19 protein-coding genes are annotated in these 18,314 nt (G+C 70.0%); 15 read left to right on the forward strand and 4 right to left on the reverse strand.

Annotation, left to right across the window (positions count from 1 at the left end; genetic code table 11):
• The first annotated feature begins 30 nt into the window (after nt 1–30).
• From ACFQS7_RS17545 to ACFQS7_RS17555, 3 genes are all read left to right on the forward strand, one after another.
• Nucleotides 31–1,185, forward strand: coding sequence for a Gfo/Idh/MocA family protein (locus ACFQS7_RS17545; protein WP_380068408.1), 1,155 nt, complete (start codon nt 31–33; stop codon nt 1,183–1,185).
• 157 nt (nt 1,186–1,342) lie between these two features.
• On the forward strand, nt 1,343–2,500 hold the full coding sequence (locus tag ACFQS7_RS17550) for a dihydrodipicolinate synthase family protein (protein ID WP_380068409.1): 1,158 nt from the start codon (nt 1,343–1,345) through the stop codon (nt 2,498–2,500).
• Entirely contained in the window at nt 2,497–3,315 is an 819-nt protein-coding gene (locus tag ACFQS7_RS17555; protein WP_380068410.1) for a sugar phosphate isomerase/epimerase family protein, read from the forward strand. The genes ACFQS7_RS17550 and ACFQS7_RS17555 overlap by 4 nt, the downstream gene beginning before the upstream one ends.
• 10 nt (nt 3,316–3,325) lie before the next feature.
• On the opposite strand, the gene ACFQS7_RS17560 is transcribed toward ACFQS7_RS17555, so the two are convergent.
• Nucleotides 3,326–4,576: an alpha/beta fold hydrolase gene (locus tag ACFQS7_RS17560; protein WP_380068411.1), complete on the reverse strand. Its 1,251-nt coding sequence runs from the start codon at nt 4,574–4,576 to the stop codon at nt 3,326–3,328.
• A gap of 120 nt (nt 4,577–4,696) precedes the next feature.
• Between ACFQS7_RS17560 and ACFQS7_RS17565 the strand changes: the two genes are divergently transcribed.
• The 7 genes from ACFQS7_RS17565 to ACFQS7_RS17595 all read left to right on the forward strand — a co-directional run bounded on the left by ACFQS7_RS17565 (nt 4,697) and on the right by ACFQS7_RS17595 (nt 10,608).
• Complete coding sequence (locus ACFQS7_RS17565; protein ID WP_380068412.1) at nt 4,697–6,025, forward strand: ABC transporter substrate-binding protein; 1,329 nt, start codon at nt 4,697–4,699, stop codon at nt 6,023–6,025.
• Nucleotides 6,026–6,039: 14 nt separating this feature from the next.
• Nucleotides 6,040–6,918, forward strand: coding sequence for a phytanoyl-CoA dioxygenase family protein (locus ACFQS7_RS17570; RefSeq protein WP_380068413.1), 879 nt, complete (start codon nt 6,040–6,042; stop codon nt 6,916–6,918).
• A 60-nt stretch (nt 6,919–6,978) separates the two neighbouring features.
• Nucleotides 6,979–7,386: a low affinity iron permease family protein gene (locus tag ACFQS7_RS17575; RefSeq protein ID WP_380068414.1), complete on the forward strand. Its 408-nt coding sequence runs from the start codon at nt 6,979–6,981 to the stop codon at nt 7,384–7,386.
• A gap of 61 nt (nt 7,387–7,447) precedes the next feature.
• Nucleotides 7,448–8,881 (forward strand): LutB/LldF family L-lactate oxidation iron-sulfur protein, encoded by a 1,434-nt coding sequence (locus tag ACFQS7_RS17580; protein ID WP_380068415.1) that lies wholly within the window; start codon nt 7,448–7,450, stop codon nt 8,879–8,881.
• Nucleotides 8,878–9,642 carry a lactate utilization protein C gene (locus ACFQS7_RS17585; RefSeq protein ID WP_380068416.1) on the forward strand — a complete coding sequence of 255 codons (765 nt, stop codon included), beginning with the start codon at nt 8,878–8,880 and terminating at the stop codon, nt 9,640–9,642. The genes ACFQS7_RS17580 and ACFQS7_RS17585 overlap by 4 nt, the downstream gene beginning before the upstream one ends.
• A 7-nt stretch (nt 9,643–9,649) precedes the next feature.
• Nucleotides 9,650–10,246, forward strand: a complete 597-nt coding sequence (locus tag ACFQS7_RS17590; protein ID WP_380068417.1) for a Smr/MutS family protein — start codon at nt 9,650–9,652, stop codon at nt 10,244–10,246.
• Entirely contained in the window at nt 10,243–10,608 is a 366-nt protein-coding gene (locus ACFQS7_RS17595) for a helix-turn-helix domain-containing protein (protein ID WP_380068418.1), read from the forward strand. The genes ACFQS7_RS17590 and ACFQS7_RS17595 overlap by 4 nt, the downstream gene beginning before the upstream one ends.
• Nucleotides 10,609–10,612: 4 nt before the next feature.
• On the opposite strand, the gene ACFQS7_RS17600 is transcribed toward ACFQS7_RS17595, so the two are convergent.
• From ACFQS7_RS17600 to ACFQS7_RS17610, 3 genes are all read right to left on the reverse strand, one after another.
• Entirely contained in the window at nt 10,613–11,143 is a 531-nt protein-coding gene (locus ACFQS7_RS17600) for a hypothetical protein (protein ID WP_380068419.1), read from the reverse strand.
• Nucleotides 11,144–11,249: 106 nt separating this feature from the next.
• The gene (locus ACFQS7_RS17605; protein ID WP_380068420.1) at nt 11,250–11,885 is read right to left on the reverse strand and encodes a Maf family protein; all 636 of its coding nucleotides are present in this window, start codon (nt 11,883–11,885) and stop codon (nt 11,250–11,252) included.
• Nucleotides 11,882–12,748 (reverse strand): pyruvate, water dikinase regulatory protein, encoded by an 867-nt coding sequence (locus ACFQS7_RS17610; protein ID WP_380068421.1) that lies wholly within the window; start codon nt 12,746–12,748, stop codon nt 11,882–11,884. The genes ACFQS7_RS17605 and ACFQS7_RS17610 overlap by 4 nt, the downstream gene beginning before the upstream one ends.
• Before the next feature lie 409 nt (nt 12,749–13,157).
• On the opposite strand from ACFQS7_RS17610, the gene hemE reads away from it, so the two are divergent.
• The 5 genes from hemE to rho all read left to right on the forward strand — a co-directional run bounded on the left by hemE (nt 13,158) and on the right by rho (nt 18,166).
• Nucleotides 13,158–14,180 carry a uroporphyrinogen decarboxylase gene (hemE, locus tag ACFQS7_RS17615; protein ID WP_380068422.1) on the forward strand — a complete coding sequence of 341 codons (1,023 nt, stop codon included), beginning with the start codon at nt 13,158–13,160 and terminating at the stop codon, nt 14,178–14,180.
• Nucleotides 14,181–14,350: 170 nt separating this feature from the next.
• Nucleotides 14,351–15,487, forward strand: a complete 1,137-nt coding sequence (gene hemH, locus ACFQS7_RS17620) for a ferrochelatase (RefSeq protein ID WP_380068423.1) — start codon at nt 14,351–14,353, stop codon at nt 15,485–15,487.
• Nucleotides 15,484–16,146, forward strand: a complete 663-nt coding sequence (locus ACFQS7_RS17625; protein WP_380068424.1) for an HAD family hydrolase — start codon at nt 15,484–15,486, stop codon at nt 16,144–16,146. Before hemH ends, ACFQS7_RS17625 begins: the two co-directional genes overlap by 4 nt.
• The gene (hemJ, locus tag ACFQS7_RS17630) at nt 16,143–16,595 is read left to right on the forward strand and encodes a protoporphyrinogen oxidase HemJ (protein ID WP_380068425.1); all 453 of its coding nucleotides are present in this window, start codon (nt 16,143–16,145) and stop codon (nt 16,593–16,595) included. Before ACFQS7_RS17625 ends, hemJ begins: the two co-directional genes overlap by 4 nt.
• Before the next feature lie 296 nt (nt 16,596–16,891).
• Nucleotides 16,892–18,166 carry a transcription termination factor Rho gene (gene rho / locus ACFQS7_RS17635; RefSeq protein WP_380068426.1) on the forward strand — a complete coding sequence of 425 codons (1,275 nt, stop codon included), beginning with the start codon at nt 16,892–16,894 and terminating at the stop codon, nt 18,164–18,166.
• The last annotated feature ends 148 nt before the right edge of the window (nt 18,167–18,314 follow it).

Genomic DNA, 18,314 nt, shown 5'->3' on the forward strand with positions numbered 1-18,314 from the left:
GTTACCCGGGCCGGCCAGAGGGAGGGAAGCATGGCGGAACGCCGCATCGGCATCATCATGAACGGCGTCACCGGCCGCATGGGCACCAACCAGCACTTGGTGCGCTCCATTGCCGCGATCCGTGCCGATGGCGGCGTCAGGCTCGCCAATGGCGACCGGCTGATGCCCGACCCGATCCTGGTCGGCCGCAGCCGCGACAAGCTGGAGGCCCTGGCCCGGACGCACAACGTCGCACGCGTTTCCACCGACCTCGACGCCTGCCTGGCCGATCCGAACGACGAGCTGTTCTTTGATGCCGCGACCACGCAGCGCCGTGCCGGGCTGATCCGCCAGGCCATCGCCGCGGGCAAGCACATCTATGTCGAGAAGCCGACCGCCGACCGGCTGGAGGATGCGCTCGACGTCGCGGCGCGCGCCAAGGCGGCGGGCATCAAGCACGGCGTGGTGCAGGACAAGCTGTTCCTGCCCGGGCTGCGCAAGCTGAAGCTGGTGATCGACAGCGGCTTCCTCGGCCGCATCTGCAGCGTGAAGGGCGAGTTCGGCTACTGGGTCTTCGAAGGCGACCTGCAGCCGGCCCAGCGCCCGTCCTGGAATTACAAGGCGGCGGAAGGCGGCGGCATCATCCTCGATATGCTGTGCCATTGGCGCTACGTGCTGGACAACCTGTTCGGTGAGGTGGAGGCGGTGAGCTGCCTCGGCGCCACGCATATCCCCGAGCGGATCGGGGAGGATGGCAAGCCCTACCAGGCCGATGTGGACGATGCGGCCTATGCGACCTTCCAGCTGAAGGGCGGCGTCGTCGCCCATATCAACAGCAGCTGGGTGACGCGCGTCAGGCGCGACGACCTGGCGACCTTCCAGGTCGACGGCACGCATGGCAGCGCCATCGCCGGGCTGCAGAAATGCTGGACGCAGAGCCGCGTCAACACGCCGAAGCCGGTCTGGAATCCCGATATCCCGCAGCCGATCGACTTCTTCGCGGGATGGCAGGAGGTGCCGAACAGCCAGGACTATCCCAACGGCTTCCGCGTGCAGTGGGAGATGTTCCTGCGCTACCTGGCCGGCGAGACCAGCAGCTTCCCCTGGGACCTGATGGCGGGGGCGAAAGGTGTGCAGCTGGCGGAGGCGGGGCTGCGGAGCTGGCGCGAGCGGCGCTGGATCGATCTGGAGAAACTCGAAGCGTAAGACGGGGGGAAGGTATTCCCCCCGGTTGGACGCATGCGTCCAACCCCATCTATTTTTGTGAGTCTGGCACTCGCCGCGCGGCAGGTGCCAAGCCCACAGAAAAAAAGGGGGGTGCGGGGGTTCTCCCCCGCTCTTGCTTCCTTTGCGGGAGACCGACATGCCGACGCTCACCCTGCCCACGCCGGACGGCCTGAAGCCCTTCACCCTGAGCGCCCCGCGCGCCTTCCCGAAGGCCACGCCCCCCTTCCCGCGCCTAGCGCTCGCCGCCGCGCATGTCGTGGCCGATCCGCTGGCCGAGCAGGACCCCTGGCTCGACGCCAAGGTCGACTGGGACCGCACCATCGCCTTCCGCCGGCATCTCTGGTCGCTCGGCCTGGGCGTGGCCGAAGCCATGGACACCGCGCAGCGCGGCATGGGGTTGGACTGGACGGCGGCGCAGGAGCTGATCCGCCGCAGCCTCGATGCCATGCAGGACATGCCCGGCGCGGTGATGGCGAGCGGCGCCGGCACCGACCACCTCGCGCCCGGCCCGGACGTGACCATCGACGACGTCATCCGCGCCTACGAGGAGCAATGCGCCGCGATCGAACGCATGGGCGGCCGTATCATCCTCATGGCCTCCCGCGCCCTGGCCCGCGCGGCGCGCGGCCCGGCGGACTACGAGCGCGTCTATGCCCGCATCCTGTCGCAGGTGAAGCAGCCGGTCATCATCCACTGGCTGGGCGAGATGTTCGATCCGGCGCTGGATGGCTACTGGGGTGCGGCCGACCACTACAAGGCGATGGAGACGGCGCTGGCCGTCATCCGCGACAGCGCCGCCAAGGTGGATGGGGTGAAGATCAGCCTGCTCGACAAGGAGAAGGAGATCGCCATGCGCCGCCGCCTGCCCGGCGGCGTGCGCATGTACACCGGCGACGACTTCAACTACCCGGAACTCATCGCCGGCGATGCGGAGGGGTATTCGGATGCGCTGCTCGGCATCTTCGATCCGATCGCCCCGGCGGTGGGCGGCGCGCTGGCGGCGCTTTCGGCCAAGGACCTGCCCGGCTTCCACGCCATCCTGGCGCCGACCGTGCCGCTGTCGCGCCACATCTTCCAGGCGCCGACCCGCTTCTACAAGACCGGCGTGGTCTTCATGGCCTGGTTGAACGGGCACCAGGGGCATTTCACCATGGTCGGCGGCCAGCAATCCACGCGCAGCATCCGGCACCTGGCGGAGCTGTTCCGGCTGGCCGATGCGGCGGGGCTGCTGGCCGATCCGGACCTGGCGGCGGCGCGCATGCGGTCGCTGCTCGCGGTCCACGGCGTCGCATGAGCGCGCCTGGTCCGCTCAGCCTCAACACCGTGACGGTGAAGGAACGCTGGGGCCTCGCCGATTGCATCGAGGGCTGCGCCCGGCACGGCATCGCCGGCATCTCCCCCTGGCGGGACGTGCTGCAAGCGATGGGCGTCGCGGCCGCGGCGCGACAGATCCGCGACGCCGGACTGACCGTCACCGGCCTCTGCCGCGGCGGGATGTTCCCCGCGGCGGACGCCGCCGGCCGCGCCGCGGCGATCGAGGACAACCGCCGCGCCATCGCCGAGGCCCATGCGCTGGGCGCCGCCTGCCTGGTCATGGTCTGCGGCGGCCTGCCGCCGGGATCGAAGGACCTGCCCGGCGCGCGGGCGATGGTGGGGGACGGGCTGCACGCCATCCTGGCAGAGGCCCGCGCCGCCGGCGTCACTCTGGCGCTGGAGCCGCTGCACCCGATGACCTGCGCCGACCGCAGTGTGCTTTCAACACTCGGCCAAGCGCTCGACCTTTGCGACGAATTGGGCGCCGGCACCGGCGTGGCGCTGGATGTCTACCATGTCTGGTGGGATCCGGCCCTGGAGAGCGACATGGCCCGTGCCACCAGCCGCATCGCCGCCTTCCATGCCTGCGACTGGCTGGTACCGACCACCGACCTGGTCTTCGACCGCGGCATGATGGGCGACGGCTGCATCGACATCCCCGCCATCCGCGGGATGGCGGAGGCAGCGGGCTATCGCGGCTTCGTCGAAGTGGAACTGCTGTCGAAGCGCTGGTGGGCGGAAGACCCGGATGACGTACTGCGCCTCATCAAGGCGCGGCACGCGACGGCCTGCTGAAGGGCGGGGCTCAGCGCCCCGCCATCCGCTCCAGCACGGGCAGCAGATGCGGCCGCAACCCCGCGAAATCCTCGCTCATCGGGAAATGCCCGAGGCCCGGCATGATCACCGCCGTCGCGCCCGGAATCGCCGCCGCGGTCGCCCGCGTGTCCTCTGGCCGGCAGGAATAGTCGAATTCGCCGCACAGCAAGGCAACCGGGCAGCGCGCGGTGTCGATGCGGGCGAGCTTGCCGCGCAGGTCGCCTTCCTCGGCGTAGAAATGTAGGTCGCCGCGGAACACGCCGGGGCCGCCCTGCATGTAGTGCCACAGCGTCTCCCATTTCGCCGCCTCGGGTGCCGAGGGGCCGATCAGCCCCGACACCATCGCGCCGCAGACCTCGCCGCCATGGATGCGCGCATGGTGCAGGACGGAAAGGTCGTAGTAGCTGCCGGTGAAGGCGCTGCCCTGCAGGCCGACGACGCCGCGGAAGGCCTCCGGATGCTCCGCCGCCAGGTCCAGCACGATCCGCCCGCCGATGGAGCACCCCATGACGATCGGCCGGTCCAGCCTCAGGGCCCGCGCCACGGCCATCACCAGCCCGGTATAGCCGGCGGTGGTCAGCCGGTATTCCTCTCCCTCCCAGCCCGCGGGCGGGGAGGACTTGCCGTGCCAGGGCATGTCGAAGGCGATGCAGCGGAAGCGCTGCGTGATCTCCGCGTCGTTCAGCAGGTCGCGCCATTGCCGGCCGTCGCTGCCGGCGGTGTGCAGCAGCAGCAGCGGCGTGCCTTCGCCGGCCTGCTCGACATAGACGCGGTGCGGCCGGCCTTCGATATCCATCCGCAGGTAGCGGCCGGTCACCGGCTCGAAGGCGGGCTCGCCCCAGGGCGCCGGCGGCGGCACCGCCCTGGCCGGCACCGGCCCCTGCCGCAGCAGCGCCAGTGCGCCCTTGAACCAGGCGAGATGGGCGAAGAAGACCGCGGTATCGCCCTCGATCCGCAGCGCGCCCTGGCGGCGCAGCGCCAGCAGGTCGTTCCAGCCGGGCAGGGGCTGCGGCGCCAGGAAGCGGGCCATGCCCTCGGCGGTGATGCGCAACGCCAGGGTGAAGGACGGCAGGACGAAGGGCCCGTGCCGCAACTCCACCACCTGGCCGCGGCGGATCGCCGCCAGCCAGGCCTTGTCGCCGATCTCGATCAGCACGTCGGCATCCAGCGTGCGGCCTCGGCGTTCCAGCGCCGCCTCCGCCGCAACGCGCGCCGGCCATGCGGCCATGGCCTGGTCCATGGGCGTCCTCCTGTCCCTTTTGCGGCAGGCTAGCGCCGGGACCGCTCGCGGTCACGCGGCTTGCCGGCCGGCGCGGCACTCCGTTAGCGTTGCCCGGCGGGACAACCGCGGGAGGAAAAGATGCACGATCCCATAGGCCGGCGTGGGGCCATGGCGCTCGGGGCCGGGCTTTTGCTGGCAGGCGGCCAGTCTGCCCAGGCCATCACCGCCGCCGACGTGCCGCCGCCGGCCTTCCCGCTGGAACGCGGCGCCAGGCTGCGGGTCCTGCGCCCAGCCAAGTACATCGACCCCGACGAGGCGATCTTCAACGCCAACACGAAGCGCTTCACGGAGAAGACCGGCATCGAGGTCCGCGTCGACTACGTGAACTGGCCGGACATGCCGGTGCAGGTCGCGGTCGCCACCAACACGGGGCAGGGGGCCGACGTCATCATCGGCTTCAGCGCCGATCCCCATCTTTATGCCGACAAGCTGCTGGAGGTCACCGACCTCGCCGACTATCTCGGCGCGAAATACGGCGGCTGGTACGAGCTGGCGGAGACCTATGGCCGCCGCTGGAAGTCGAAGGCTTGGCTCGGCCTGCCGATGGGCGGCACCACCGGGCCGGTGGTCTACCGCAAGTCCTGGGTGAAGGAGGCCGGGTTCGACGCCATCCCGAACGACCTCGGCGAATTCCTCAAGCTCTGCCAGGGGCTGAAGCGGATCGGCCATCCCTGCGGCTTCGCGCTGAGCCACGCGCCGGGCGACGCGCCGGGCTACGCCAATTGGCTGCTGTGGTCGCATGGCGCATCGCTGGTGGACGAGGAGGGCAAGGTCACGCTGGACAGCCCGGCGACGGCCCGCGCACTGGATTACGCCCGCGCGATGCAGGAGACGATGGTCGCCGGGACCATGGCCTGGAACGGGGTCAGCAACAACCGCGCCTTCATCTCCGGGGATATCGGTCTGACCCAGAACGGCGTCTCGGTCTATTACTCGCTGAAGACCGCGACGGATGCGGCGCAGAACGCCATCGCCGCCGATACCGACCATGCGGAGATGCCGTATGGCGCCGCGAAGAAGGCGCCGGAGACGGCGCTGACGCTTTGCGCCATGGTGCCGAAATACACCCGCGTGCCGAATGCGGCAAAGGAGTACATCCGCTTCATGATGGAAGCGGAGCAGTACGACCCCTGGCTGACCGGATGCCTCGGCTACTGGTCACAGCCGCTCAAGGCCTATGCGCAGAGCGCGGTCTGGGCCTCCGACCCCAAGCTGAAGGTCTACAGCAACGCCATGGATACCCCTTTCTACGAGGGTTATCGTGGCCCGATCACCCCGGCCGCGGGCGCGGTCGGCGAGAATTGGGTGGTGGTCGACATGTTCGCCCGTGTGGTGACCGGCCAGCAGAAGCCGGCCGAAAGCATGCGGGAAGCCCAGCGCGCGGCGCAGCGTTGGTACAAATCGTAAGGGAGGGACGGCATATGCTCACCCAGGCCCAGAAGGACGAATACGACCGCGTCGGCGCCATCGTGGTGCCGGACGTGCTGAGCCCGGCCGAGGTCGCCGAGCTGCGCGCAGTGACCGACGGCTTCGTCGAGCGCGCCCGCGCCGTGACCGCGCATGACGCGATCTATGACCTCGAGGACAGCCACAGCCCGGCGCAGCCCCGCGTCCGCCGTATCAAGGCGCCGCACCTGCACGACGCGGCCTATGCGGCGCTGGTGCGGCACCCGAAGATCGTCGCGGTGCTTCAGGACCTGTGGGGGCCTGATATCCGCTTCGACACCGCGAAGCTGAACCTGAAATCGGCCGGCTTCGGCGCCGCCGTCGAATGGCACCAGGACTGGGCCTTCTACCCGCACACCAATGACGACCTCGCCGCCGTCGGCGTCATGATGGACGACATGGCGCTGGAGAACGGCCCCCTGCTGATCCTGCCGGGCAGCCACAAGGACCCGGTGGTGCACGACCACCATGGCGAGGATGGCCGCTTCTGCGGGGCGATGGATCCTGGGAAGCGGGAAGTGGACTATGCCGCCGCGGTGCCGCTGACCGGCCGGGCGGGGTCGATCACCGTCCACCATGTGCGGGCGGTGCATGGCTCGGCGCCCAATACCTCGAACCGTGATCGCCGACTGCTGCTGTTCCAATTCCGCGCCGCGGATGCCTGGCCGCTGCTCGGCTTCCCCGAGGGGATGGAGGCCTTCGACCGCCTGCTGGTGGCCGGCAATCCGACGCTGACGCCGCGGCTGACCGCAGTGCCGGTGAAGCTGCCGTTGCCGCCGGCGGAAAAGCAGGGCTCGATCTACGAGAACCAGAAGGGGCTGAAGAACCGCTTCTTCGCCGCCGCGGCGGAGTAGATGGCGGGGGTTTAACCCACAGGTACAAAACGAAACCCGGCCATGCGGCGTTTTCGCCGCATGGCAGAACAATCCCCCTTCGCCCGCGCCGCCCAATGGGCCTCCTGCCAGGCCGGCCGGTCCTGGGCCTTCGTCACGGCGGTGTCGGTGGTGGTGGTCTGGGCGGTGACCGGGCCGCTGTTTGGCTTCTCCGATACCTGGCAGCTGGTGATCAACACCGGGACGACCATCATCACCTTCCTGATGGTCTTCCTGATCCAGCACGCCCAGAACCGCGACACCCAGGCGATCCACGTGAAACTCGACGAGCTGATCCGGGCGACCAAGGGCGCCCACAACCGGCTCATCGCCCTCGAGGACCAGAGCGAGGAAGACTTGGCCGAGGCACGGCAGGAGTTGCGACGGGTGGCGGATGCCAGCACGGCCGCGGCCGAGCAGACGAAGCGGCTGGTCGAGGCGAAGCGTTAGCCATCGCCCCCTGACCATCGTGGCGTAAGGCGCTACATACAGGGCAGACAGGAGCTCGCCCGTGGTCGCCATCACCTCGCCCGCCTTCAAGGAGAACGCCGCCCGCGCCCTGGCCGATCCCGGCCTGCAGAAGGCGCTCGGCACCGCCAAGGGCGCCTTCCTGCAGCGCCGCGCCGCCGCGGTGGCCAACCTGCCGGAATTCGAGCGTCTCAGGGATATCGGCCGCGACATCAAGAACCACACCCTGGCCAACCTGGACTTCTACCTGGAGGCCTATGAGGCGAAGGTTCTGGCCGCCGGCGGCACCGTCCATTGGTGCTCCACCCCCGACGATGCCCGGGCCAAGGTGCTGGAAATATGCCGCAAGGCCGGCGCCCGGACCGTGACCAAGGGCAAGTCGATGATTTCCGAGGAACTCGGGATCAACGCCCATCTGGAAGCCCATGGCATCCGCCCGGTCGAGACCGATCTCGGGGAATACATCCTGCAGCTTCGCCAGGAACACCCCAGCCACATCATCGCCCCGGCGTTCCATTTGAACCGGGAAGACTGGGAGGCCGATTTCCGCCGCCTGCACACCGACCTGCCGCCCGACCGCGTCTTCGCCGAACGCCGCGACATCCTGGCCGAGGCCCGCACCAAGCTGCGGGAGAAGTTCCTCCAGGCCGATGTCGGCATCACCGGCGCCAATTTCCTCATCGCCGAGACCGGCAGCAGCGTCATCGTCACCAACGAGGGCAATGGCGACCTCACCCAGACCCTGCCGCGGGTCCACATCGCGCTGGCCAGCATCGAGAAGGTCGTCCCGACGCTGGAGGACGCGACCAGCCTGCTGCGGCTCCTGGCACGGTCGGCCACCGGACAGGATTTCTCGGTCTATACCACCTTCAGCACGGGCGCCCGGCGGGAGGCCGACCTGGACGGACCGGAGGAGTACCATGTGGTGCTCATCGATGGCGGCCGGTCCAACATGCTCGGCACCGACTTCCAGGAGATGCTGCGCTGCATCCGCTGCGCCGCCTGCATGAACCACTGCCCGGTCTATGGCGCGGTCGGCGGGCATGCTTATGGCTGGGTCTATCCCGGGCCGATGGGCTCCGTCCTGACGCCATCCCTGGTCGGCATCGACAAGACCGGGCTGCTGCCCAATGCCTCCACCTTCTGCGGCCGCTGCGAGAGCGTCTGCCCGGTGAAGATCCCGCTGCCCAAGCTGATGCGGCACTGGCGCGAGCGGGAGTTCGAGCGCCACCTGACCCCGGGCGCGCAGCGCAGCAACCTGAACCTCTGGGCCTGGTTCGCGCGCCGCCCCGCCGCCTATCGCTGGGCGACCAAGGCGGCGATCGGCGCACTTGGGCTGCTCGGTCGCGGCAAGGGCGCCTTCCGCTCCCTGCCGTTGGCCGGCGGCTGGACCGAAGGCCGCGACCTGCCGACGCCCGAGCCCGGCGGCACCTTCATGGCCCGCTATGCAAGGCAGCAGCGTGGGGCGCGGCGATGACCAAGGAGGCCATCCTCGGCGCCATCCGCCGTGGCCTGAAGCGCGGCCCGCTGCCGGCCGACCAGCAGGCCATGCTGGCCGGGCGGCTCGCGACGCATCCGCGCCACCTGATCCCGGCCCGGTCCCGCCTGCCGCGGCCGGACCAGGTCGCGCTGTTCATCCGCAACGTGGAAAAGGAATTCGGCACGGTCGAGCGCGTGCCCGATCTCGCCGGGGTGCCGGCGGCGCTGGCCGAATACCTGGCGGCGCAGAACCTGCCGTCGCGCTTCGTCATGGCGCCGCACCCGGAATTCGACGCCGTGCCCTGGGCCGACCGGCCGTTGCTGGAATTCGAACGCCGCCGGGCCGAGGCCACCGACCAGGTCAGCCTGCAGCATGGCTGGGCGGCGGTGGCCGAGACCGGCACGCTGATGCTCCCCTCCGCCCCCGGCCGTCCCACCACGCTGAACCTGCTGGCGGAAACCGAGGTGGTGGTGCTGCGCGCCAGCGCCATCGTCGGCGCCTACGAGGAAGCCTGGGACCGGCTGCGGACGGAAAGCCGGGACGCGCGCTCGGGCGGCTTCATGCCGCGCAACATCATGTTCGTCACCGGCCCGTCGCGCTCCGCCGATATCGAGCAGACGCTGGAACTCGGCGCGCATGGGCCACGCAGGTTGCACGTCATCCTGGTCGATGACGATGCCGCGGCGCTGCCGATGGGGGATGCCGCGGTGGCGCCGCCGGTGGCCGTCCCCGGCGGTCCCGCCGCGCCCGGCGACTGAAGCCGGCATGCCGCCCTGGCTGAAACCGGCGGCGGCGCCCGCGCGCCCGCGCGCGCGCCGCGGGCTGACCGAGGCGGAGCGTTCGCTCTGGCAACTCTATACCAGCCGCGCCCATGTGGCGCCGCTGCCGGGCAAGGCGCTGACCCCGCCGCCGGTGCCGCCGGCGGACCCGCCCATGGCACCCGTGCCGGCGCCGGCGGCCAGGCCGGCGGCAACCGCCCGCCCCGCCCTGCCGCATCGCGGGGTGGAACTGCAGATCGGCCATGCCCCGCCCGGGCTCGACAACAAGCGCTGGAAGGCGCTGCGGCGGGGGGAGACGCGGCCGGAGCGCACGCTCGACCTGCATGGAAGGCGGGTGCAGGACGCGCACGGCGCGGTCCGCCGCTTCCTGCACGAGGCGCAGACGGACGGCATTCGCTGCGTCGCCATCGTCACCGGCAAGGGTTCGGCGGGGCAGGAGATCGGCGTGCTGCGGCGGGAGCTGCCGCATTGGCTGAATGCGCCCGAACTGCGGCACCTGCTGCTGGGTGCGGCACATTATTCGGCGGGCAATCCGGGCGCGGTGGTCCTGCTGCTGCGGCGGGTGAAGGGACCAATCCGGTGACTCCTTTCGGCGCCCGGCTGCGTGCCCTGCGCGAGGCCCGCGGCGTCAGCCAGGCCGAGCTCGCCCAGGCCCTGCATGTCTCGCCGGCCTATCTCTCGGCGTTGGAGCACGGCCATCGCGGCCGGCCCTCGCCCGGACTGGTCCACCAGGTGAACGAGTATTTCGGCTTGATCTGGGACGATGCGGAGGAGATGGCACGGCTCGCCCGGGTCTCGCATCCGCGGGTGGTGGTGGACACCGCCGGGCTGAGCGCCGAGGCGACGGCGCTGGCCAACCGGCTGGCGCGCGACATCCGCCGGCTGCCGCCGGAAACCCTGGCGGCGCTGATGGCCGTGCTGGACGCGGTGCCGCCCGAAAGCTGAGCGGTCAGGCCCCGGCCAGCGGCCCGCCGAGCAGCCGCGTGGCATGCGTCACATGCCGCTGCCCATGCGTCCTCGCCGAGACCAGCACGCCGGTATGGCGGTTGTCGTGCAGCGTGGTCAGGCCGAAGCCGTGGCTGTGCAGCAGCAGGAAGTGGTCGGTGACCCGCACCAGGTACCAGCCCGGCGCCAGCCCTTCCCGTGCGAAGCGGAGCAGGCTGCGACGCGGTGCCGGCAGCGCAAGCGGTGCATGCGCGATGCCGGCCTGGTCGAGCGCGCCGAGCAGGTCGCGCCAGTAGGCGGTGACGATCGGACCCTCGGCCGGGTACCAGGTGGGGGCTATGCCACGCAGCAGCGTGGCGGCGTCCGCATAGCTGCGGCCGGTGGCCAGGGCGAGGCTGGCGGGGCCGCACCAGGGGGTCTCGCCCTGGTTCTCCTCGAGGAGCGCCAGATGGCCACGCAGCGCGGCGGGGGTTTCGGCACGACGGCCGGCCTCGGCCTGGGGTGCCGCGTCGATCGGCCGGTGCTGGAGACCCATGGAACATGCCTTGCCGGAGAGGGCGGCCGGGTAGCCGTCACACTCACAATATCGTGTACAATCACATTGTCGTCAATGAACGAATCGAAGGTATTGTTGCGGGTCCCTATCGCAGCAGCACGCCATGCTGGCGCAGGAAGCCCAGCAGGGGCAGCAGCGGCAGGCCAAGGATGGCACTGTGCTCGCCCTCGATCCGGTCGAACAGCTGGACCCCCAGCCCCTCCAGCCGGTAGGCGCCGACCGAGGTCAGCACCGCCTCGCCCTCGGCCGCCAGATAGGCTTCGAGATAGGCGTCGGAGAAATCCCGCATCGTCAGCCGCGGCCGGGCGAGATGCTGCCAGACCCGCGCCCCGCCCCGCCAGCACACCATGGCCGAGACCAGCTCATGCGTCCGGCCGCGCAACGCCCGCAGATGCGCGCGCGCCCCGTCCATCCCGACCGGCTTGTCGAACCAGCGGAGGCTTCCGTCATCCCCGGGGCAGACCAGCATCTGGTCGGCGCCGATCACCAGCGCCTCCGGATGCCGGCGGGCGACGCGCTCGGCCTTGGCCTCGGCCAGCAGCATCGCCGCGTCGCCGACCGGGATGCCCTCGGCCTGGGCGCTTTCCTTGATCGCGGCCTCGTCCACCGCCGCGGCCAGCGCGGTGAAGCGCAGCCCCGCCGCCGCCAGCACCGCCCGCCGGGCGCCGGAGGCGGTGGCCAGCACCAGCGCCGGGCTCGCCGCCTGGATCGGCGCGCTCACGCGCCCTGGCCCCGCGCCTCGGCCTCCGCCTGGTTGCGGCGGGCGTGCCAGGCCTCCATCAATTGCAGCACGGTCGCCGCCGTCTCCTCGATGCTGCGGCGGGTCACGTCGATCACCGGCCAGCCATGCGCGGTGCAGAGCCGCCGGGCCTGCAGGATCTCGGCCTTCACGCTTTCCGGGTCGATATAGTCGGAAGTGTCCTGCCGCACCCCGTCGGCGCCGATCAGCCGCAGCCGGTGCCGGCGGATCTCGATCAGCGCCGGCGTCTCGATGGTCAGCCCGACCACCGGGCAGCGGGGGTTGTCGAGTTCGGGCGGCAGCGTGGCATGCGGAACGATCGGCACGTTGGCCGCCTTGATGCCGCGGTTCGCCAGATAGAAGCAGGTCGGTGTCTTCGACGACCGCGACACGCCGACCAGGCAGACATCCGCCTCGGCGATCCCGGCGGTGCCCTGGCCGTCGTCATGCGCGAGCACATAGTGCATGGCATCGATCCGGCGGAAATAGTCGGCGTCCATCACGTGCTGCGCCGCCCGCTTCTCCTTCGCCGGCATGCCGATCTGGCCGGCCAGCAGCGCCATGGTCTGGTCGAGAACCGAGAGGCACGGCACGCCGAGCCTCTCGCAGATCTCCTCCAGCGCATGCCGCAGGCTGCGGTCCACCAGGGTGAACAGCACCGGGCCGGGCTCGTGCTGCAGCCCTTCCAGCACGCGGTCGAGCTGGAGGCGGGAGCGGATGAGGCTCCAGCGGTGGTGGACGACGTGGTGGTCCTCGAACCGGGCGAGGGTTGCCCGGGCAATCGAATTCAGCGTCTCCCCGGTGCTGTCGGAGACCAGATGCAGGTTGATGGAGCGGAGGGGCATGGCGGGGACAACACCGTGGGACAGCGGCGGGGAAGCCGGGGGGACAGCGGGGGATACTGGGGACAACCCTAACGCGTCGAGGTGCCGCGGGGGACAGCGTTGACGAGTCCTGACCGATCCGACCGACGGTATCGTCGCGAGGGGGGTCCGGCGGGGAATCCGGGTGGCACGGAATTATCCCCAGGATTCAACCGAGTCGGGCAGCGATCGTCCTGTGGACAGGGCTGTGGATGGTTCGCGAGGCAATTGGCTCCACATTGTCCACAGGCATCTACAGCCACTACCACCTTTCAAGAATCCTGTTTTCTTGCGAGAGAGTAGAGCGATGGAGACTGAACGTCCCGCGCCGGGCCAGGCGACCCAAGCACCGACACCTGCGTCGACTCACGGCGCGACGTCCCCGAAGCCCATGCTGCGCGCCCTGGCCGGCGATGCGGTCTGGCCGCCGCCGATGTGGCTGATGCGCCAGGCCGGCCGCTACCTGCCCGAGTACCGGGAGGTGCGCGCCCAGGCCGGCGACTTCATCGCGCTCTGCACCAATCCGGAGCTTGCGGCGGAGGTGACGCTGCAGCCGATCCGCCGCTACGGCATGGATGGCGCCATCCTGTTCTCGGACATCCTCATGGTCCCCTGGGCCATGGGCCAGCCGCTGCGCTTCGCCGAAGGGGAAGGGCCGCAGCTGGAGCCGGTCCGCACCGCCGCGGCGATCGACGCGCTCGACCCCACCGTCTGCGCCGGCAATGCCGCGCCCATCATGCAGACCGTGCGGCTGGTCCGCGGCGCGCTGGATGCGCATGCCCAGAAGACCACGCTGATCGGCTTCGCCGGTAGCCCCTGGACGGTGGCCTGCTACATGGTGGAAGGCCATGGCAGCCGAGACTTCGCCGCCGCCCGCGGCATGGCCTATGGCGACCCGCAGCTGTTCGCAAGGCTGATCCGCACCTTGGTCGAGGCGACCACCGACTACCTGCTGGCCCAGGCCGCAGCCGGGGCAGAGGCGCTGATGCTGTTCGACAGCTGGGCCGGGACGCTGTCGCCGTCCCAGTTCCGCCGCTGGGTAATCGAGCCGACCGGGCAGATCGTCCGGGCCATCCGCAAGGTGAACCCGGCCGTCCCGATCATCGGCTTCCCCCGCCTCGCCGGCCCGATGCTGTCCGAGTATGCCCAGCGTACAGGTGTGCAGTGCCTCGGCGTGGACACCACCATGGACCTGCGCTGGGCGGCGTCGGCGGTCGCGCCGAACCAGGCGTTGCAGGGCAACCTCGACCCGCTGGCGCTGGTCGCCGGCGGCATGGCTCTGGAGGCGGAGGCGCGCAGCATCCTCGGGACGATGCGCGGACGGCCCTATATCTTCAACCTCGGCCATGGGATCGAGAAGGTGACCCCGCCGGACCATGTCGCGGCACTGGTGCGGCTGGTCCGCACCGGCTGAGGCGGCCCGATGGTCGCGGCGCCGCAGGCACGGAGGCCCCCATCGGTCCGCTTCGACGGACGCGGCCCCCTGGTGGTCGCGTCGCAGCTGCCGAGGACTGAACCGGGCCTGCCACTCTCCCGGCCGCTTCCGGGCTTGACCTCGCTTGCCGGCATGTCATGTGCAGCGCCATGGACCTGACCGCGCCTGCCGGCTCGACCGCTTTGCCCGAGGACCGCCCGCAAGCGGCCCGCCGGCGGGTGGCCATCGTGCTGTTCAACCTGGGCGGCCCGGACCGGATCGAGAGCGTCCGGCCCTTCCTCGAGAACCTGTTCCGCGACCCTGCCATCCTGCGGGTGCCGGGATTCATCCGGCCCTGGCTGGGTAAGTTCATCGCCCGCCGGCGGACCAAGGCGGCGTCGGAGAACTACGCCATCCTCGGCGGCGGCTCGCCGCTGCTGCAACTGACCGAAGAGCAGGCGCGGGCGCTGGAAGGCGCCCTGGCCAGTCAGGCGGATGCCGAGTACCGCTGCTTCGTCGCCATGCGCTACTGGCATCCGATGAGCGACGCCTGCGCCGCCGACGTCGCCGCCTGGGGGGCGGAGGAGGTGCTGCTGCTGCCGCTCTATCCGCAGTATTCCACCACCACGACCGGCAGCAGCCTGGCAGAATGGAACCGGGCGGCCGGCAAGGCCGGCATCGACCTGCCGACCACCACGCTGTGCTGCTGGCATTCCGACCCGGCCTTCGCCGCGGCGACCGCCGCCATGGTGCGCGCCGCCTGGGACCGTGCCCGGGCCGAGCTGCCGCCCGAGGTCAAGCTGCGGATCCTGTTCTCCGCCCATGGGTTGCCCGAAAGCATCGTGAAGTCGGGCGACCCCTACCAGTGGCAGGTCGAGCGGGCCGTGGCGGCCGTGGTCGGGCAACTGGCGATGCCGGAGCTCGACCATATCGTCTGCTACCAGTCCCGGGTCACCCCGCAGAAATGGATCGGCCCCAGCACGGAACTCGAGCTGGAGCGGGCGGCGCATGACAAGGTCGCCGTCCTGGTCTGCCCGATCGCCTTCGTCTCCGAGCATTCCGAGACGCTGGTGGAGCTGGATGTCGAATACCGCGAGGAGGCCGAGCGCCTGGGCGTCCCCGGCTATTTCCGCGTGCCGGCGCAGAACAGCGACCCCGGCTTCATCGCCGCCCTGCGCGACCTGGCGCTGGCGGCGCGGGCCGGCAGCCGGCGGCTCTGCAGCTTCGCCGGCGGACGGCAATGCCCCAAGGCCTTCGGCGACTGCCCGCATGCCAGGGCCAAGCCGTCCGTGAAGGAACTGGCGTGATCCGGCCACGGGCGGTGCTGTTCGACTGCGACGGCGTGCTTGCGGACACCGAGGCCTTGGTGAACCGCATCGTCGCCGAGGACCTGACCAGCCGCGGCTGGCGGATCTCGGGCGAGCAGGCGCGGGAGACCTTCCTCGGCATGGCGCTGCCCGACATGCTGCCGATGATCGAGGCCCGGGTCGGGCCCTTGCCGGCGCGCTGGTCGCACGACCTCTCGCGCCGCATCTCGGTGGCCCTGCTGGCCGAGGCGCAGCCGGTCCCCGGCGCGGTCGAGGCGCTACGGGCGGTGGTGACCGCCGGGCTGGCGGTCGCCGTGGCGTCCAATTCCGGCCGGGACGAGCTGCATTCCAAGCTGGAACGGCTGGGCGTCGCCGCGTTGTTCGGCACCCGGGTCTTCAGCTTCGAGGATGTCGCCCGGCCCAAGCCCGCGCCCGACATGTACCGCGCCGCGGCCGCCGCCTGCGGCGTGCCGCCGGCCGATTGCGTGGTGGTCGAGGACAGCCTGCTCGGCGCCCGGGCCGGCATCGCCGCCGGCTGCCGGGTGATGGGCTTCACCCGGGAAACCGATGCGGCGGTCCTGGCCGCGGTCGGGGCGGTGCCCTTCGCCCAGATGCGGGACCTGCCCGGCCTGCTGGGGCTGCGGGAGCCGGTGGCGTGACGATCGACGCGCTGGCGCCAGCCTATCCTTGGGTGAAATCCGTCCACCTGATGGCGGTGATCGCCTGGATGGCCGGGCTGTTCTACCTGCCGCGGCTCTTCGTCTACCACCACCAGGTGGCGGTGGGCTCCGACCAGGACGCGCTGTTCAAGGTGATGGAGCGGCGGCTGTTCCGCGCCATCATGAACCCGGCGATGATCGTCGCCTGGCTGCTCGGCATAACCCTGATCCTGACCCCTGGCGTGGTCAGCTGGACTGCCGGCTGGTGGCACGTGAAATTCGCCTCCGTCGTCGTCATGTCCTGGTTCCACCACCATCTCAGCCTGGGGCGGAAGGCGCTGGAGCGCGGCGAGCGGCCGCGGACCGAGCGCTACTGGCGGGCGATGAACGAGGTGCCGACCCTGCTGATGATCGCCATCGTGCTGATGGTCATCGTCAAGCCGTTCTGAAAAGCCTTGACAGCAGCGACGTGTTTTCCCAACTGTCCGGTTGACGAGTGGCGGTGGCCTGCATAGGGTCGTCGCTGCTTCTCGGGTGGCACCCGCGTTTCCGCGTCGTGCCGTCCTTTCTCCCTCCTCTCCTCGGGACACCGCCGGCCGACGGCTCCGACCCCCATCCAATTCCTGGATCGGCGTCGTGTTCGTGGCACTGGCGAAACGGCCGGGGCATCGGCGCGGGCTTTCCACGTCACTGCCGGCCTTCTGGGAAGGGTTCCGCTTCCCCTCGCATCTGGACGCGCCGCGCCATGCATCTTTCCGAACTCAAGGCCAAGACCCCGGCTGACCTCCTCTCCTTCGCCGAGGAACTCCAGGTCGAGAACGCATCGTCCCTGCGCAAGCAGGACATGATGTTCGCGATCCTGAAACAACTGGCGGACAACGACCAGGCCATCTACGGCGAAGGCACGCTGGAGATCCTGCCGGACGGCTTCGGCTTCCTCCGCAGCCCGCAGGCGAATTTCCTGCCCGGGCCGGACGACATCTACATCTCGCCGGCCCAGGTCCGGCGCTTCGGCCTGCGGACCGGTGATACCGTCGAGGGCCAGATCCGCGCGCCGAAGGACGGTGAGCGTTACTTCGCTTTGCTGAAGGTCAACGCCATCAACTTCGAGCCGCCGGAGAACTTGCGGCACCGGATCAACTTCGACAACCTCACCCCGCTCTACCCCACGCGCCGGCTGAAGATGGAGAACGCCGAGGTCGAGAGCGTCGGCAAGGGCCCGACCAAGGACTACACGCATCGGGTCATCGACCTGATCGCGCCGATCGGCATGGGCCAGCGCGCCCTGATCGTGGCGCCGCCGCGCACCGGCAAGACGGTGATGCTGCAGAACATCGCCAAGTCGATCACCGCCAACCACCCCGACGTCTTCCTGATGGTGCTGCTGATCGACGAGCGGCCCGAGGAGGTCACCGACATGGCCCGCACCGTGCGCGGCGAGGTCGTGGCCTCCACCTTCGACGAACCGGCCACGCGCCACGTCCAGGTGACCGAGATGGTGCTGGAGAAGGCCAAGCGCCTGGTCGAGCACAAGCGCGACGTGGTGATCCTGCTCGACAGCATCACCCGCCTCGGCCGCGCCTACAACTCGGTCGTGCCGAGCAGCGGCAAGGTGCTGACCGGCGGCGTCGATGCCAATGCGCTGCAGCGGCCGAAGCGCTTCTTCGGCGCGGCGCGCAACATCGAGGAAGGCGGCTCGCTGACAATCATCGCCACCGCGCTGATCGATACCGGCAGCCGGATGGACGAGGTGATCTTCGAGGAGTTCAAGGGCACCGGCAACTCCGAGCTCATCCTCGACCGCAAGCTGTCCGACAAGCGCACCTTCCCGGCCATCGACATCACCAAGTCCGGCACCCGCAAGGAAGAGCTCCTGGTCGACCGTGGGACCCTGACCAAGATGTGGGTGCTGCGGCGCATCCTGAACCCGATGGGCACGCAGGACGCGATGGAGTTCCTGTTGGACAAGCTGAAGTACAGCAAGACCAACAACGACTTCTTCGAGGCGATGAATACCTGATCGTGGCGAGGCGGGCGCGTTGATGCGTCCGCCAAGCCAGAGGGACCATGACGATGCGGGCGACCGGTTGCAGCGCATGGCTGCTACCCGCCATGGTCACCAGGGCCCGCATTGGTGTTGTCCTGCGGCGTCGGTCTTTTCCTTGTTG

The sequence above is a fragment of the Dankookia sp. GCM10030260 genome, from assembly GCF_042666655.1.
In the GTDB taxonomy this organism is placed as follows: domain Bacteria; phylum Pseudomonadota; class Alphaproteobacteria; order Acetobacterales; family Acetobacteraceae; genus Paracraurococcus.